Below are 16,857 nucleotides of genomic sequence, written 5' to 3'. Positions count from 1 at the left end.
CCGAGTAAGACCCCCAGACGTCTTGTCACGCGCATCGCGACTCCTATCGCTTGATGGTGTAGGTGACGAGCGACCGGGCCGAAACCGTGGCGGTCAGCGAGCCCCCGCTGACGGCGACGGCTGACTGCCGGGCCATGCTGTTCGAGCCGTTGGTCAGGTACGGGGTCGCCGTGCCGGTGGTGATCCCGGTGTTTTGCAGGCTGTACGACACCTGCTGCGCGCTGGTGGCCGCGTTGAGCGCCACGACCGTCACCGTGCCGTCGGTGTTGCGGAACGCCGACAGCTTGAGGTCGGCGTCGGGGGTCGTGGCGCCGATGCGGGTGGCGCCGGGGCGGATGAAGCGGCTGTAGTTGGCCATCGCCCACAGGCGCTTGGAGACGTGGTAGTCGGCGCCGTCCATCTGGATGAGTCCGCGGGTCGCGCCGGTCGAGGCGCCGTACCAGTACACGTAACCACTGGTGTTGCCCTTGGTGAGCGCGTCGTGGAGGGCGGAGGCCACGGTGAATCCGTCGTAGCCACTGCCGTCGTCCCAGTTCTCGTTCCAAGTGGTGCCGTTGGGCGACCACTCCGACATCCAGGTGCGCTTCTGGGTCGGCAGGGGCCCGTCGACCGCGCTCGCGTACGTGTGTCCGGTGTGGGTGGCGACGTAGCCCCGCGCCGTCGCGTCGGCCTCTATCGCGCTGCTGTAGCTCTTCTGCTGGGTCCAGCCGAAGGAGTCGCAGCAGGCCACCTTGTATCCGGCGGCGTTCGCGACCGGGCCGAGGACCTTGGTGAACTCGGCGGCCTGGGCGGGGGTGAGCCGCATCGAGTCGTATGTGGCGGTCCAGTCGGGCTCGTTGGTGAACCCGAGGTCGGTGACCCGGATACCCTCCTGGCCGTAGAACTTCGCGTACTGGACCAGGAAGTCGGCGTACGCCCGGCGCCAGTCGCCGCTCGCGCACGTGGCCCCCGAAAGCCCGCACAGCGTCCCGCCGCCCGCGTCCGTGCCGTTGGTCTTCATATAGCCGGGCGCCGTCCACGCGTCGGCGTAGAAGCGGTTCACCCCGTACGCCTTGGCCTGCTGGGCGAGCCACAGCTGGCCCTTGTCCTGGCGGTCCCAGACGTACTTCGGGGTGGCGTTCGGACCGCCCGGGTCGGTCGGCTGGATGCCCGAGTCGATGCCGAGGCGCAGGATGCTCAGACCGGCGCCGGTCGTGCGGTTGAGCAGCAGGTCGAGGATCTCGCGTTGCTTCTGCGCGGGCAGCCCCTGGGAGCCGCGCATGATGTCGGCCCGCCCGAAGTGCTCGGAGAAACCGAAGCCGTCGACGGGCTGGTAGGTGGTGGAGCCGTTGATGGTCGCCGTGGTGGCCGCTCTGGCCTCGGGGAGGGTGGCCGCGGTGGCTCCGACGGCCGTCAGGAGGACCGCCAAGGACGTCACCAGCCACGTTCTGAGTCTGCGCATCATGATCCCGCCCAATCGTGGGAGCGCTCCCATGTCAGTGCGGAACCGTAGGGGCGGGCTCCACAACCGTCAACCCCCCGCGTACCGCGCGTTGTTGGGCACCACAACGCGCGGTACGCGGAACGGCTCAGCAGCTGCTCTTGCCCGCGTAGATCGCCAGGGCGGTGTTGGACCCGAGGGTCGCGGTGAACTGACCGCCGGCGTTGACGCTCACCGTCGTGTTGTTCTGCACGTTGCAGTAGGTGCCCGCCGGGAGGGACGTCTGGTAGGTGCGGCTCAGGCTGCCCGACTCGTGGTTGATGGCCACATAGCCCTTGGCGCCCCGCCCGAAGGCGATCGCGTCGCCCCCGTTGTCCCACCAGTTGGTGACCGACTCGCCGCGCGTGGCGTTGCGGAAGGCGACCATGCGGATGATCTCCGGCCAGGCATGCTGGCACTTCCAGCCGTCCTGCCAGCAGGCGTTGACCGTCCCGCCGCCCGGCGGTCCCGCGTCCGTGTCGGACCACTCGTAGCCGGAGTTGATGTCCGGGGCGCCGTACGGGTAGGCCAGCATGAAGACGTTGGCCAGGGTGTAGTTGGCGCCGTCCTTGTAGTTCAGGGTGGAGCCGTTGCGCTCGGTGTCGTGGTTGTCCACGAACACGCCCGCGACCGAGCTGTTCATGTACCCCCAGCCCTCGCCGTAGTTCTTCAGGTAGGCGAGGTTCTCGTTGTTGAAGACACGCTTGAGGTCGTAGGCGTAGCGGAACTCCTGGACGTCCCCGTTGCCCGTGTACTCGGTCGGCTGGACGGCCTCTCCGCTGCCGTAGATGACCTCCTGCTTCCAGTACGCGGACGTGTTCGTCAGCCGCGACTTGATGTTGGCGAGGTCATTGGTGTCGATGTGCTTGGCCGCGTCGATGCGGAAGCCGTCGACTCCGAGACCGAGCAGGTCGTTCATATAGCCGGCGATGGTCTTGCGGACGTACTCCTCGCCGGTGTCGAGGTCGGCGAGGCCCACGAGTTCGCAGTGCTGGACGTTCCAGCGGTCCTGGTAGTTGGTGATCCGGCTGGTGCAGTCGTCGAAGTCGTAGGAGGAGTACAGGCCCGGGTAGTCGTACTTCGTGTACGACGAGCCGCCGGTCCCCGTCCCGCTGCCCGCCGACATGTGGTTGATGACCGTGTCGACGACGACCTTCACACCGGCCGCGTGGCAGGTGTTCACCATGTTCTGGAAGGCCGCGCGGTCGCCGAGGCGGCCCGCGATCTTGTAGCTGACCGGTTGGTACGACGTCCACCACTGCGAGCCCTGGATGTGCTCGGCGGGCGGGGAGACCTGGACGTAGCCGTAACCGGCCGGGCCGAGGGTGTTGGTGCACTCCTTGGCGACCGAGGCGAACTTCCACTCGAAGAGGACGGCGGTGACGTCCTTGGTGCCGGGCGGGGAGGCCTGGGCGGTGCCCGGGGCCAGGAGGGCTGCCGCAGTGGCGGCGAGCGCGGTCGCGGTGACGGACCATCTCGATATCACAGGCGTGTACTCCTTGCGACGACGGCCAGGCGTCTTTGCCGGGCGCCGGCGTGACCGTACCGCCACGAAAGGTTTACAGCAAGAGAGTTGAAACTCAGAGCAAGTAATTTCATGAGGGCCCGCCGAAGCGGTCCCTCATGAAACGTGATCAGCTGTCAGGCCGTGGTCCACCACACCGTCGTGTCCGACGGGACCTTCGTCTCGCCGTCCGCCTGCGTCACCTCGCCGCTGGCGAGCAGGACACGGCCGTAGGCCGGGGTCGTCACCGACTCGCCGCCGGTGTTGGCCACGCAGACGAAGTCACCGCGCCGGAAGGCGAGAACGCCCTCGGGGGCCCTGAGCCACTCCACCGCGTCGCCCGCACCCAGGTCGGGCTGTTCGCGTCGGACTGTGAGGGCGGTGCGGTACAGCTCCAGGGTGGAGCCGGCGACGCCGGTCTGCGCCTCGACGCTGAGCTCGCCCCAACTCTCCGGCTGCGGCAGCCAGCTGCCACCGCTGCCGAAGCCGTACGACGATCCGGTGCGCGTCCACGGGATCGGCACCCGGCAGCCGTCGCGGAAGCCGTCCTGGCCGGCGCCGCGGAAGTACGCGGGGTCCTGGCGCACCTCGTCGGGCAGGTCGACGACGTCCGGGAGGCCGAGTTCCTCGCCCTGGTAGATGTACGCCGATCCGGGCAGCGCCAGCATGAGGAGGGTGGCGGCGCGAGCCCGGCGCAGGCCGAGTGCGCGGTCGCCGGCCAGGCGGATCTGGGTGCCGAGGCCGGGCGGGTTGGCGAAGCGGGTGGCGTGCCGGGTGACGTCGTGGTTGGACAGCACCCAGGTGGCGGGGGCGCCGACGGGGCGCATCGCCTCCAGGGTGAGGTCGACGACCTTGCGGAGCTCCTTCGCGTCCCAGTCGGTGCTGAGGTACTGGAAGTTGAAGGCCTGGTGCAGCTCGTCGGGGCGGACGTAGTTCGCGGTGCGTTCGACGGTCGGGGTCCACGCCTCCGCGACGAAGATCCGCCCACCCGTCTCCCGCCACCGCCCTTCTGACGAAGGCCCTTCGGGCCCCTTTTCATTTCCCGCGTACTCGTCGAGGACGTGACGCCACTGCCGGTAGATCTCGTGCACGCCCTCCTGGTCGAAGAACGGCATGACATCGTTGCCCAGCAGCTTGAGCTGGTCGTGGGATCCCAGGTCCGGGAGGCCTTCCGCCTTCACCAGTCCGTGTGCCACGTCGATGCGGAAGCCGTCGACGCCCATGTCCAGCCAGAAGCGCAGGATCGAGCGGAACTCGTCGCCGACGGCCGGGTGCTCCCAGTTGAAGTCGGGCTGCTCGGGGGCGAAGAGGTGGAGGTACCACTCCCCGTCGTCGACTCGCGTCCATGCGGGGCCGCCGAAGATCGACTCCCAGTCGTTGGGCGGGAGTTCGCCGTTCTTCCCCTTGCCGGGGCGGAAGTGGTAGCGCTCCCGCAGCGGCGAGCCGGGGCCGTCTGCGAGCGCTCGCCTGAACCACTCGTGCTGGTCGGAGGAGTGGTTGGGCACCAGGTCGACGATGATCCGCAGCCCCAGTTCGCGGGCGTCGCGGATCAGCGCGTCGGCGTCGAGCAGGCTGCCGAACATGGGGTCGACGGCCCGGTAGTCGGCGACGTCGTAGCCGGCGTCGGCCTGTGGCGAGGAGTAGAAGGGGCTGAGCCACACGGCGTCCACGCCGAGGTCGCGCAGGTACGGGAGGCGGGCTCGTACGCCCTCCAGGTCGCCCATGCCGTCGCCGTTGCTGTCGGCGAAGCTGCGCGGATAGACCTGGTAGATCACCGCGTCCCGCCACCAGTCGCGGCGCTTGACGACGGTGGCGACGGCGGAGTTCGGTGCCGGGTCGGCGGAGTGCTGGCTCATGGTGTCCTTGGAACGTAAGTGGCGTGTCGGGGTTGATGTCATGGGGCTCTTGGGACGGGGACGGTGACGAGGCGGCCGCGGTGACAGCGGGGTCGGATGGGCACCGCGGCCGCCACCCGCGCGACAGGCGCGCGGGAGCTGTTCCACCTGGGGCGTCAGCCCTTCGTGCCGCCCGCGGTGAGGCCGGTCACCAGGTTCTTCTGCACGAGGTAGAAGAAGACGGAGACGGGTATCGCGATCAGCACGGCGGTGGCGGCCATGAGGTTGCGCTGGGCGTCGTGCTCGCTGACGAAGCTCTGCAGGCCGACGGCGAACGTGTACTTCGTGTCGGACAGCATGAACGTCGAGGCGAAGGCGACCTCGCCGAAGGCGGTGAGGAAGTTGTAGAAGGCGGCGACCGCGAGGCCGGGCTTGGCCAGCGGGAGGATCAGCCGCAGGAAGGTGCCGAAGGGGCTGAGCCCGTCGACGCGTCCCGCCTCGTCGATCTCGAACGGGATGGTGTCGAAGTAGCCCTTGAGCAGCCAGGCGCTGTAGGGCACGACGGTGGTGCAGTTGACGAGGGTCAGACCGAGGTAGGTGTCGATGAGGCCCAGGTCCGACATGATCTGGTACATCGGCACGATCAGGACGGCGACCGGGAACATCTGGGTGACGAGCAGAACCCACATGAACTTCTTGTAGCCCGGGAAGCGCATCCGGGAGACGGCGTACCCGCTGGTGGCGGCGATGATCACACCGATGGCCGTGGTGCCGAGGGTGACGGCGAGGGTGCTCTTCAGCCAGTCGAAGAAGCCGGTGTGCTGCAGGACGAACGTGTAGTTGTCGAACGTCATCTTGTGCCAGATCTGCCCGGGGTGCAGATAGTCGTCCTTGTCCGGGCCGAGGGACAGGAAGATCAGCCAGGCGACCGGGAAGAAGGCGACGAGACTCGCCACGATCAGGATGCCGTGGGTGGTGAGGGCGGCGAGAGGGCCGCGCCGGCCCCGGCGGCGGGCGGTGCCACTGGGGGCGGCCGCGGTGGGCTGGTCGGTCTTCGCGACGGAGGTCGGGGCGGTGCTGGTGCTCATGGGGACTCCTGCCTCAGATCGCGAGCTGCTGGTCGTTGCGGCTCAGCCAGCGGCGGTAGAAGGAGGTGAAGACGATCAGGATGGCCAGCAGCAGGATGCCGTAGGCGGCCGACTGGGCGAAGTCGCGCGGCTGCTGTCCGAAGCCGAGGTGGTACGCCCAGGTGACGAGGATCTGCGCGTCCGGTGCGGTGTTGCCGAACAGCAGGAAGATGATGGCGAACTGGTTGAAGGTCCAGATGACACCGAGCAGCACGACGGTGGAGCTGACGGACCTCAGCCCTGGCAGGGTGACGTACCGGAACCGCTGCCAGGCGTTCGCGCCGTCCATCTCGGCCGCCTCGTACAGCGAGTGGTCGATGGCCTGGAGGCCGCCGAGCAGCGAGAGCATCATGAACGGCACACCGCACCAGGTGTTGACCATGATCGCGGCGAACCGCTGCCAGAAGGTGTCCTCCAGCCACAGCGGCGAGGGCAGGTGCAGGGCGTCGAGGGCGGTGTTGATGATGCCGCCGTCGGCGAGCATGAACCGCCAGCCGAAGACGGTGACGAAGGTGGGGACGGCCCAGGGCAGGACCAGGATCATGCGGTAGAACGTGCGCCCGCGGAACTTCTGGGTGAGCAGCAACGCGAGGCCGAGCCCGATGAAGTAGTGCAGGGCGACGCACAGCACGGTCCAGGCGATGGTCCAGATGAAGTGCGACCAGAAGCGGTCGTACGCCGTCGGCCCCCACAGGATGTCGGCGTAGTTGTCGAGGCCGATGAACTGGTAGGTGGCGTCGATGTGGTTGACGCCGATGGTGCGGGCCGTGTTGAGGCTGTTGGCGTCGGTGAGGGTGAGGTAGAAGCCGTAGACCAGGGGGTACAGCACGAGGACGCCGAGGACGATCAGCACCGGGGCGATCATCGCGTAGGCGTACCAGTGCTTCTGGTAGCCGTGCTTCAGACGCTGGCCCAGCCCGGGTCGCGGGTCTCGCTCACCGCGCCGCTTGCCGGTCGCTCGGTCGATGGCGACTGTCATGGTTCGACACCTTCGGGGACTCAAGGGGGTGGGCTGGGCAGGCACAGGCCGGTGGCCGCCGAATCCCTCCCCCAGTGGGGGATCCGACGGCCACGCGGGGCTTACTTGCTGAAGTCCGGGACCAGCTTGGCGATCGCGGTCTTCGCGTTGCTCAGGCCCTTGTCGAGGGACTCCTTGCCACCGGCGATCTTGGGCAGCTCGGTGTCGAGCGGACCCCACAGGGAGCTGTACTCGGGCAGCGCCGGGCGCGGCTGGGCGGCGGCGAGGACGCCCTGGTAGCCGGCGATGCCCGGGTCGGCCTTGACCTGCGCGGTGTAGGCGTCGTCGCGGGTGGGCAGCGTGTTGTTCTTCAGGGCGATGGTCTCCTGCGCCTTCGCCGAGGTCATGAAGTTGACGAACTTGAGCGCGGCTTCCTGGTGGGCCTTGTCCGAGCCGGCGTAGACCGAGAGGTTGTGGCCGCCGGTCGGGGCGCCGGCCTTGCCGGTGGAGCCGGCCGGGACGGTGGCGATGCCGAGGTTGGCCTTGTCCGTGAAGGCGGAGCCCTTGTAGAAGTTCGTGATCTCCCAGGGGCCCTGGACGATCGCGGCGACCTTGCCGTTGACGAAGGCGTCCTGGATGTGGGCGTAGGCGTCGGCGGTGGTGTCGGCCTTGTGCAGGCCCTTGCCGTCGAAGAGGCCGAGCCAGGTGCCGTACGCCTTCTTCGCCTCCGCCGAGTCGACGGTGATCTTCTTGCCTTCGGCGTCGACGGTGTCGGTGCCCTCGCCGTAGAGGAAGGACTGGGCGTAGTAGGCCTGGGTGGAGCCCCAGTAGCCGTCGACGCCGGTCTTGTCCTTGACGGTGGCGGCGGCCTTCTTCAGGTCGTCCCAGGTCTTGGGGGCTTCCTTGATGCCGGCCTTCTCGAAGAGCTGCTTGTTGTAGACGAGGGCGAGGGTGTCCGTGGTGAACGGCACGCCGTAGGTCTTGCCCTCGTACTTGGCCTGCTCGATCAGGCTGGGCTGGAACTTCCCCTGGTCCTTGAGGGCCTCGGTGCCGTCCAGCGGCGCGAAGAAGCCCTTCTTGGCGAAGGCGGGGGTCCAGCCGACCTCGGAGCGCAGCACGTCGGGGGCGCCCTTGGAACCGGCGGCGGTGTCGAACTTGTTCTGCGCCTGGTCGAAGGGGACGTTGACGTACTTGACCTTGATGTCCTTGTTGGCGGCCTCGAACTCCTTGACGAGGGCCTGGTACGTCGGTGCCTCGTTGGTGGCGTTGGAGGTGTCCCACCAGGTGAGGGTCACCGGACCGTCGGCCTTGTCGCCGCTGTCGCTGTCGCCGCCGCAGGCCGTCGCCGCGAGGGCGAGGGACGCCACCAGCGCGCTGGCCGCTATGCCACGCCGCATGAGTTCTCCTTGAGGGTGAAAGCCCGTCCGGTTCACAGGGGCGGTCCCGTCCACCGCCTGTGTCGACTTGCCGACTGCGCCGTTGCCGCCGCCGGGCGACGTGAACGTAACAGCGATGCAAGCACGACGAAAGACCTTGCAGAAAAAAAGTGCAAGACGTCTCCGAAGTTATCCGTGCGTGACCTGGTGGCGACCGCCATGAGACCGTTGTTGGCGCGGTTGAGCCGCTGTAGAGCGGGGCACGGGCCTGTTGTGCAAGACTCTGCAAGCTCTTGCCATCACTTTCACGAGGGAGCCCGATGACGCAGCAGCCCCGGCCGGGCCGTTCAACCGCTCGCACACGGCGTCCCATTGGTGTGCAAGGGGAGACCTGGCCGGTACAGTCCCACCCTGTGACCACACGGCTTGCCGACATCGCTGCTCAGGCGGGGGTGAGCGAAGCGACCGTCAGCCGCGTCCTCAACGGGAAGCCGGGCGTCGCCGCCACCACCCGCCAGTCCGTGCTGGCCGCCCTCGACGTGCTGGGCTACGAACGCCCGGTCCGTCTGCGGCAGCGCAGCGCGGGCCTCGTCGGCCTGATAACGCCGGAGCTGGAGAACCCGATATTCCCGGCCCTCGCCCAGGTCATCGGCCAGGCTCTGACGAGGCAGGGCTACACCCCGGTCCTCGCCACCCAGACACCGGGCGGCTCCACGGAGGACGAGCTGACCGAGATGCTGGTCGACCGCGGTGTCGCCGGCATCATCTACGTCTCCGGCCTGCACGCCGACACCACGGCCGACATGCAGCGCTACGAGCAGCTCCGCGCCCAGGGCGTGCCGTACGTCCTGGTCGACGGCTTCTCGCCCAAGGTCCAGGCCCCCTTCATCTCCCCCGACGACCGCGCGGCGATGACCCTGGCCGTCACCCACCTCGTCTCTCTGGGCCACACCCGCATCGGCCTCGCCCTCGGCCCGAAGCGCTTCGTGCCGGTCCAGCGCAAGATCGAGGGTTTCGTCCGCGCGGTGCAGGATCAGCTGGGCCTGGGCGCGGAGACGATCGAGTCCGAGCTGGTCCAGCACTCCCTCTACACCCTGGAGGGCGGCCAGGCAGCCGCCACGGCCCTGATCGACCGCGCCTGCACGGCGGTGGTCTGCGCCAGCGACATGATGGCCCTCGGTGCCATACGGGCGGCCCGCCAGCGGGGTCTCGAGGTCCCCCGGGACATCTCGGTCGTGGGCTTCGACGACTCCCCGCTGATCGCCTTCACCGACCCGCCCCTGACGACGATCCGCAAGCCGGTTCCGGCCATGGGCCAAGCGGCGGTTCGGACCCTCCTGGAGGAGATCGGCGGGACACCGGCTCCCCACAGCGAGTTCGTGTTCATGCCGGAGCTGGTGGTCCGGGGTTCGACCGCTTCGGCGCCCGGTGACCGAAATCGTCCGTAGGGCGGAGAACGGCCCCTTTCCCGCAGTGCGCCGGCAGGAGTCTTTCGGCCATACAACATGCAACGGGAACCCAACAGGGGGATGATCGGTGGGGTAACTGTTTTCTGGCAGACTCTGTGCCTATGGGTGAAACGTCCGTTACGCCGGTGGAACGCCCCGAGAAGGGCGTTCCGTACCCCGTCACGGCCGAAACGGGCCCCACCTTCCTGCGCCGGCTGCGCAGCCCGCGCCGCCCCCGGCTGTGGTTCGAGATCCTGCTGATCGCGGTGAGCTACTGGACGTACTCACTGATCCGCAACGCGGTGCCGGAACAGCGCACCGAAGCCCTGCACAACGCCGACTGGATCTGGCGGATGGAGCACCACCTCGGCATGGCCGTGGAGGAGTCCGTCAACCACGTCGTCAACTCGGCGACTTGGCTCATCATCGGCATGAACTACTACTACGCGACGCTGCACTTCATCATCACCCTGGGTGTCCTGGTGTGGCTCTACCGCAGCCACCCCGGCCGCTACGCGGCAACCCGCCTGGTCCTCTTCGCGACCACCGGCGTCGCCCTGGTCGGCTACTACCTGTACCCGCTCGCACCCCCACGTCTCATGACCGGCGGCCACTTCGTCGACACGGTCATGGTCCACCAGACGTGGGGCTCGATGGCCTCCGGCGATCTCAAGCACATGTCCAACCAGTACGCCGCGATGCCGTCCATGCACATCGGCTGGTCCCTGTGGTGCGGCCTGACGATCTTCGCCCTTGCGAAGCTGCCCTGGGTGCGCGTCCTGGGCCTGCTCTACCCCGCGGCGACCCTGGTGGTCATCGTCGCCACCGCCAACCACTTCTGGCTCGACGCGGTGGGCGGCATCCTCTGCCTGACCTTCGGCTTCACGGTGGCCCGCACCTGGTACGGCACCCTGCCGCACGCCCTGCCGAGAAAAGTGCAGGACCGCCGCCTACCCAGCTCCCGCCACCTCCCTCAGCGCCTCGATGAACGCGTCTAGGGCCGGCTGCGGCGGAGCCGTCTCCCGCACGGCCGCGTAGATCGCACGCGAGGGCTCGGGTTCCCGCACCTCCCGCACCACGACCCCCGGATGCCGGCTCCCCAGCCCCAGCCGCGGAACGAGACCGACCCCGAGCCCCGCCGCCACGAACCCCTGGGCGGTCACGTAGTCCTCGCTCTCCACGACGAACTCCGGCCGAAACCCGGCCGCCTCGCAAGCCGCCATCTGCGCATCCAGACACGGCCCGGGCCACTCGCTGCCGACCCACGGCTCCCCCGCCAACTCGGCCAGCCGCACGCTCGCCCCCGCCGCCAGCCGATGCCCCTCGGGCAGGACGGCGAGGTAGGGATCGTCCAGCAGATGCACCAGCCGTACGCCGTCGTAGGAGCTCCGAGCCGCCCCCACGAGCAGGGCCACGTCCGCCCGCCCCTCCCGCACGTCCGGCAACGGATCGGGATCGGCCAGCCTGAGATCGACCTGCACCCCCGGATGCCCGGCCCGCAACCGCGCCACGGCCGGAGCGATCAACCCGGCGCCCGCCGTGGCGAAGTACCGCACGGCCAACCGCCCGGTACGCCCCGCCAGCAGATCGGCAAGGGCAGCCTCCGCCTCCGCGACCTGCCGCCCGATGACCTCCGCGTACTCGGTCAACAGCAACCCCGCAGCAGTGGGCCGCACCCCACGCCCGACCCGCTCCAGCAGCGCGGCCCCCGCCTCCTTCTCCAACACGGCGATCTGCTGACTGACCGCGGAGGGCGTATACCCCAGCCGAGCCGCAGCCCCCGAAACGGACCCACTCCCCACCACGGCCCGCAAAACCTGCATCCGCCGCACATCAATCATGTAGCGCACCTTAATACGACCACCAAAACTTTTCACTTGTGCTCACACACCCGAGCAGCCACCGTAGATCCCATGCCCCTCGCCTCCTCCCTCCGCATGGCAGCCCTGGCCCTTCTCTGGGGCTCCGGCTTCCTCTGGATCAAGCTGGCCCTCAACCACGGTCTGACCCCCACCCAGATCACGATCACCCGCTGCGCCCTGGGCACAGCCGTCCTCCTGTTCCTGGCCCGCTCGGCAGGCCAACGCCTCCCCCGCACCCGCAAGACCTGGGCGCACCTCGCGGTGGCGGCCCTCCTCTGCAACGCGATCCCCTTCGCGCTGTTCAGCGTGGCCGAGCAGACGGTCGACTCGGGCGTCGCAGGCGTCCTCAACGCCACCACCCCGCTCTGGTCCCTCCTCATCGGCATCGGCCTGGGCACCGACCGCGCCCTGGGCCCCACACGCCTGGCCGGCCTGCTCCTCGGCTTCACCGGCACCCTGCTGATCTTCGCCCCCTGGCACCAGTCCGGCCTGCTGTCCTGGGGCGCCCTGTCCCTCCTGGGCGCCGCCGCCAGCTACGCCGTGGCCTTCGCCTACATGGCCCGCCACCTCACCGCCAACGACGCCCCCCTCGCCGTATCGGCGGCCCAACTCCTGACGGCCACAGCCTGGACGACCCTCGCCCTCCCCACCGCCGGCCCCCTCCGCCCCGACGCCACAGCCCTCCTGGCGGTCACCGCCCTGGGCATCCTCGGCACCGGCGTCACCTTCTACCTCAACTACCGCCTGATCGCAGACGAGGGCGCCACCAGCGCGGCCACCGTCGGCTACCTCCTCCCGGTGGTCTCCGTAGCACTGGGCGCACTGATCCTGGACGAAGAGATCGGCACACGCGTCGTAGTCGGCATGCTCGTAGTCCTCTCAGGAGTAGCCCTGACCCGCACAAAGACACCCCACATCCCCGCCACAGGCAGGACGACCCGCAGCCGCCCCACACCGGGAGCGGGCCGTGGCGGTGCGTCGCAGCCCGTCGCGCAGCTGGTCCCCGTACCGCCCCACTGTGGCAACGGACAGAGGGGCCCGACAGGCGACGGGCTCGACGCACCGCCACGGCCCCGACCCACCCCCACAGCACGCGCGGGGTTGGTGCATCATGACCCTCATGACGAAGCAGACACACCGAAAGGCCGATGCCGCGTAACCGGCCCGGCACGCTGCGCGCAACGCAGCCGCTCCAACACCGTCCGCACAGGTGGAACACCCCCGCCCCGGACCGCATCCACGGCCTCTCGGCCCGCACCAGCCTCGCCGTCCACCGCTACGAGCAGCTCTCGAGCCACTACGACGTCTTCCCCGGCGTCACCGACCGCGCACTACGCCGCTACCGGGCCTTCCTGAGCCCACCCGGACGCCGCCCCCGCTACCCGTACCTGGACGACTGCGGCTGCCAGGGCTGCTCACTCGACGACGTCCGCCACGCCCGCGACGCACTCGACGAGGTCCTGCACCACCTGCCCTATCGCGCCCGCGCCGAGCTGGCCCGCCTGCTCGCCCCCCTGGACGCCGCCTACCTCACCCGCACCCTGCCGGACCCGTTCGCCGACACCCGCCGGGAGTGGCGCCCCGAGGTCTGGTGGTACCGGCGCCTGGAGGGCTGCCGGTACGCCCGGACCGGGGCCACGTGATGCTCACTCCCCTCGCGCGGCCAGCGCGGCCAGCACCTTGTGCAAGGGCTCGGTCGCCCGCCTCCGGTACTCCTGGATCGCCCACCCGTTGCCGTCCGGATCCTTGAAGTACATGAAGGTCGCACCGTCCTGCGGCGCGAACTGCTGCGGCTCGCTGACGTCCAGCCCGCGAGCCGTCAGCTCCTCGTACGCCGCCTTGGCGTCGGTCACGCACAGCTGCAGCCCGTGGTACGTCCCGGGCTGCGGCGTGCCCGTCGGCACCTGGAGCCCGTCGACCAGCGCGATCGAACAGCCCGACCCCGGCGGCGTCAGCTGCACGATCCGCACGCCCGCCATCACCTCGCCGTCGAGGTCGACGTGGAAGCCGACCTTGTCGCGGTAGAACTCCTTGGCCCGGTCCACGTCGGACACCGGCAGCAGAACGACTTCGAGACTCATGTCCATCACGCGACTCCTCCGTCATAGGGCTCTGCCCACAGAACCCGAAACCCGAACGGCGCGCCAGCCCAGGAGCCCGGGTTACGCTCAACCGCGTACGACCTTGATCGACGGCTTTGATCGACGGGCTTGCTCGACGGCTCGGATTGTTCATCGCCGACGCCGATCCGACGGGAGGCCGGGCATGATGGCGCCTGGGCGCAGGAGCAGCACCTTCTCCAGGCTGCTGCGGCACGGTTTCACCGACCCGTCGGCCGCGGAGCGGCTCCTGGAGAGCGGAGAACTCGCACCGGTCCGCAACGACCCGTTTCTCCTGGAGGCCCTGGGCGGCACCGCCGACCCCGACCTCGCGCTGCACGGTCTCGTACGACTGCTGGAGGCTCAGTCCGGCCCCACCGCCCACCGCGAGCTGCTGGACACGCTGATAGCGGCCAAGCCGCTGCGCGACCGGCTGCTCGGTGTGCTGGGCGCCTCCGCCGCCCTCGCCGACCACCTCGCCCGGCACCCGCGCGACTGGCACGCCCTCGTGATGTACGAGCCCAGCGACCTGCACCCCGGGGTGGAGGAGTTCGAGCGGGGCCTCGCCGAGGCGACGGACCCGGTCTCGCTGCGCGTCGCCTACCGGCGCTGTCTGCTGTCCATCGCGGCGCGTGACGTGTGCGGCACGACCGACGTGTCCCAGACGGCGGCCGAGCTCGCGGACCTCGCGACGGCGACGCTGCGGGCCGCGCTGAGCATCGCGCGGGCCGCCGCGCCCGAGGAGGCGGCGCTGTGCCGGCTCGCGGTGATCGCGATGGGCAAGTGCGGCGGCCACGAGCTGAACTACGTGTCGGACGTCGACGTGATCTTCGTCGGGGAGGCCGCCGACGGGGCCGACGAGGGAAAGGCCCTGCGCGCCGCCACCAAACTCGCCTCGCACATGATGCGGATCTGTTCGGAGACCACCATCGAGGGCTCGATCTGGCCCGTCGACGCCAACCTGCGCCCGGAGGGCCGCAACGGCCCCCTCGTCCGCACGCTCAGCAGCCACCTCGCCTACTACCAGCGCTGGGCCAAGACCTGGGAGTTCCAGGCACTGCTCAAGGCGCGCCCGGTCGCCGGGGACCTCGGCCTGGGCGAGGAGTACGTGGCCGTGGTGGAGCCGCTGGTGTGGCAGGCCGCCGAGCGGGAGAACTTCGTCGCCGACGTGCAGAAGATGCGGCGCCGGGTGGTCGAGAACATCCCCGCCGCCGAGGTCGAGCGCGAACTGAAGCTCGGCCCCGGCGGTCTGCGGGACGTGGAGTTCGCCGTACAGCTCCTGCAGTTGGTGCACGGCCGCGCCGACGCGTCCCTCCGCAGCGGCACCACACTGGACGCGCTCCAGGCGCTCGCGGCGGGCGGGTACGTCGGCCGGGAGGACGCCGGCCGGCTCGACGAGGCGTACCGCTTCCTGCGCTCCATGGAGCACCGCATCCAGCTCTACCGGCTGCGCCGCACCCACCTCGTCCCCGAGGGCGAGGGCGACCTGCGTCGCATCGGCCGCTCGCTGGACCTGCGCACCGATCCGGTCAACGAGCTGACCCGCGAGTGGAAGCGGCACACCGGTGTCGTACGGCGGCTGCACGAGAAGATCTTCTACCGGCCACTGCTCGACGCGGTCGCCCAACTCGCTCCCGGGGAAGCGAGGTTGAGCCCCGAGGCCGCGCGGGAGCGACTGGTCGCGCTCGGGTACGCGGACCCGGCCGCCGCCCTGCGGCACCTGGAGGCGCTGGCGTCCGGGGTGTCACGCAAGGCAGCGATCCAACGGACGTTGCTGCCGGTGCTGTTGGGTTGGTTCGCGGATTCCGCCGACCCGGACGCCGGGCTGCTCAACTTCCGCAAGGTGTCGGACGCGTTGGGCAAGACGCCGTGGTACCTCCGCCTGCTGCGGGACGAGGGCGCGGCCGCGGAGAACCTCGCGCGCGTTCTGTCGGCGGGGCGGCTGGCGCCCGACCTGCTGATGCGGGCGCCGGAGGCCGTGGCGCTGCTGGGGGACGGTGACGGCGGGGGCCTGGAACCCCGGGGCCGCGCTCACCTGGAGCAGGAGATCCTCGCGGCGGTGGGCCGCGCGGAGGGGTCCGTGCAGGCGGTGACGGCCGCGCGTGGGGTGCGGCGCCGTGAGCTGTTCCGTACGGCCGCCGCGGACATCGTCGGCTCCTACGGCACCGAGGCCCAGCCGGCCGAGGCCGACCAGGGTGCCCTCGTGGACCTCGTGGGCGGCGCGGTGTCGGACCTGACGGCGGCGACCCTTGCCGGAACACTGCGGGCCGTGGTGCGCGCAGGATGGGGAGACCAGCTGCCCACCCGTTTCGCGATCATCGGAATGGGGCGCTTCGGGGGCCATGAGCTCGGCTACGGCTCGGACGCGGACGTGATCTTCGTGCATGAGCCGCGGGACGGGGTCGAGGACCGGGAGGCGTCCGAGGCCGCCCACAAGGTCGTCTCCGAGATGCGGCGCCTGCTGCAGATTCCGAGCGCGGACCCGCCGCTGCTGATCGACGCGGACCTGCGGCCGGAGGGCAAGTCCGGGCCGCTGGTACGGACGTTGAAGTCGTACGAGGCGTACTACCGGCGCTGGTCGCTGGTGTGGGAGTCGCAGGCGCTGCTGCGGGCCGAATTCGTGGCGGGCGACGAGGAGTTGGGGCGACGCTTCCTCGAGATGGTCGCCCCCCTGCGGTACCCGGTGCGAGGCCTGGAGGAAGAGGCCGTGCGGGAGATCCGCCGCCTGAAGGCCCGTATGGAGGCGGAACGCCTGCCCCGCGGGGCTGACCCGAAGCTGCACACCAAGCTGGGCCCGGGCGGTCTGTCGGACGTCGAGTGGACCGTGCAGTTGCTCCAGTTGCAGCACGGGTGGGAGCTGCCGGGCCTGCGCATCACCCGCACCCGCGAGGCCCTGTCGGCGGCCCGCGGGGCCGGGCTCATCGGGGACGAGGACGCCGAGATCCTGGACGAGGCCTGGGTGTTGGCCACCCGCGTACGCAACGCGGTGATGCTGGTCCGGGGTCGCGCCGGCGACACGTTCCCGTCGGAGCGGCGGGACCTGGCGGCTGTGGGCCGGTACCTGGGGTACGGACCGGGGCATGTCGGAGAGCTGCTGGACGCCTACCGACGGACGGCGCGGCGGGCCCGGGGAGTGGTGGAGGCGTTGTTCTACGGGGGGTAGGAGAGCGGGGCGCTGAAAGGGCCCCC

At 69.8% G+C, this 16,857-nt stretch carries 12 protein-coding genes and 1 pseudogene; 5 read left to right on the top strand and 8 right to left on the bottom strand.

The genetic code is table 11. The features are described from left to right. Nucleotides 1-43: 43 nt before the first annotated feature. The 6 genes from ACFYWX_RS17040 to ACFYWX_RS17015 form a co-directional block, all read right to left on the bottom strand. Complete coding sequence (locus ACFYWX_RS17040; RefSeq protein ID WP_389424821.1) at nucleotides 44-1,417, bottom strand: glycoside hydrolase; 1,374 nt, start codon at nucleotides 1,415-1,417, stop codon at nucleotides 44-46. A gap of 151 nt (nucleotides 1,418-1,568) precedes the next feature. Next, nucleotides 1,569-2,945, bottom strand: coding sequence for an alpha-amylase family protein (locus ACFYWX_RS17035; RefSeq protein ID WP_389424820.1), 1,377 nt, complete (start codon nucleotides 2,943-2,945; stop codon nucleotides 1,569-1,571). Between the two features lie 155 nt (nucleotides 2,946-3,100). Next, nucleotides 3,101-4,819, bottom strand: coding sequence for a glycoside hydrolase family 13 protein (locus tag ACFYWX_RS17030; protein WP_389424819.1), 1,719 nt, complete (start codon nucleotides 4,817-4,819; stop codon nucleotides 3,101-3,103). Between the two features lie 155 nt (nucleotides 4,820-4,974). Then, nucleotides 4,975-5,886: a sugar ABC transporter permease gene (locus ACFYWX_RS17025; RefSeq protein WP_389424818.1), complete on the bottom strand. Its 912-nt coding sequence runs from the start codon at nucleotides 5,884-5,886 to the stop codon at nucleotides 4,975-4,977. Nucleotides 5,887-5,899: 13 nt separating this feature from the next. After that, entirely contained in the window at nucleotides 5,900-6,904 is a 1,005-nt protein-coding gene (locus ACFYWX_RS17020) for a carbohydrate ABC transporter permease (protein WP_389424817.1), read from the bottom strand. Nucleotides 6,905-7,005: 101 nt separating this feature from the next. Then, nucleotides 7,006-8,280, bottom strand: coding sequence for an extracellular solute-binding protein (locus tag ACFYWX_RS17015; RefSeq protein WP_389424816.1), 1,275 nt, complete (start codon nucleotides 8,278-8,280; stop codon nucleotides 7,006-7,008). 392 nt (nucleotides 8,281-8,672) lie between these two features. Between ACFYWX_RS17015 and ACFYWX_RS17010 the strand changes: the two genes are divergently transcribed. Next, on the top strand, nucleotides 8,673-9,707 hold the full coding sequence (locus ACFYWX_RS17010; protein ID WP_389424815.1) for a LacI family DNA-binding transcriptional regulator: 1,035 nt from the start codon (nucleotides 8,673-8,675) through the stop codon (nucleotides 9,705-9,707). A 122-nt stretch (nucleotides 9,708-9,829) separates the two neighbouring features. Then, entirely contained in the window at nucleotides 9,830-10,705 is an 876-nt protein-coding gene (locus ACFYWX_RS17005) for a phosphatase PAP2 family protein (RefSeq protein WP_389424814.1), read from the top strand. On the opposite strand, the gene ACFYWX_RS17000 is transcribed toward ACFYWX_RS17005, so the two are convergent. Beyond that, nucleotides 10,658-11,548, bottom strand: a complete 891-nt coding sequence (locus tag ACFYWX_RS17000) for a LysR family transcriptional regulator (RefSeq protein ID WP_389424813.1) — start codon at nucleotides 11,546-11,548, stop codon at nucleotides 10,658-10,660. The two genes, ACFYWX_RS17005 and ACFYWX_RS17000, sit on opposite strands and share 48 nt — an antisense overlap. A gap of 72 nt (nucleotides 11,549-11,620) precedes the next feature. On the opposite strand from ACFYWX_RS17000, the pseudogene ACFYWX_RS16995 reads away from it, so the two are divergent. Continuing rightward, nucleotides 11,621-12,406, top strand: a pseudogene (locus ACFYWX_RS16995) (DMT family transporter); the annotation flags it as partial. Nucleotides 12,407-12,717: 311 nt separating this feature from the next. After that, entirely contained in the window at nucleotides 12,718-13,212 is a 495-nt protein-coding gene (locus ACFYWX_RS16990) for a hypothetical protein (RefSeq protein WP_389424812.1), read from the top strand. Nucleotides 13,213-13,215: 3 nt separating this feature from the next. Here the strand turns inward: ACFYWX_RS16990 and ACFYWX_RS16985 are convergent, their stop codons facing one another. Further along, the gene (locus ACFYWX_RS16985) at nucleotides 13,216-13,656 is read right to left on the bottom strand and encodes a VOC family protein (protein WP_389424811.1); all 441 of its coding nucleotides are present in this window, start codon (nucleotides 13,654-13,656) and stop codon (nucleotides 13,216-13,218) included. Between the two features lie 178 nt (nucleotides 13,657-13,834). On the opposite strand from ACFYWX_RS16985, the gene ACFYWX_RS16980 reads away from it, so the two are divergent. Beyond that, nucleotides 13,835-16,831 carry a bifunctional [glutamine synthetase] adenylyltransferase/[glutamine synthetase]-adenylyl-L-tyrosine phosphorylase gene (locus tag ACFYWX_RS16980; protein WP_389424810.1) on the top strand — a complete coding sequence of 999 codons (2,997 nt, stop codon included), beginning with the start codon at nucleotides 13,835-13,837 and terminating at the stop codon, nucleotides 16,829-16,831. The last annotated feature ends 26 nt before the right edge of the window (nucleotides 16,832-16,857 follow it).

Origin of the sequence: Streptomyces sp. NPDC002888 (assembly GCF_042888465.1) — a bacterium.
Lineage (GTDB): Bacteria > Actinomycetota > Actinomycetes > Streptomycetales > Streptomycetaceae > Streptomyces.
This window is presented reverse-complemented; position numbering and strand designations above follow the sequence as displayed.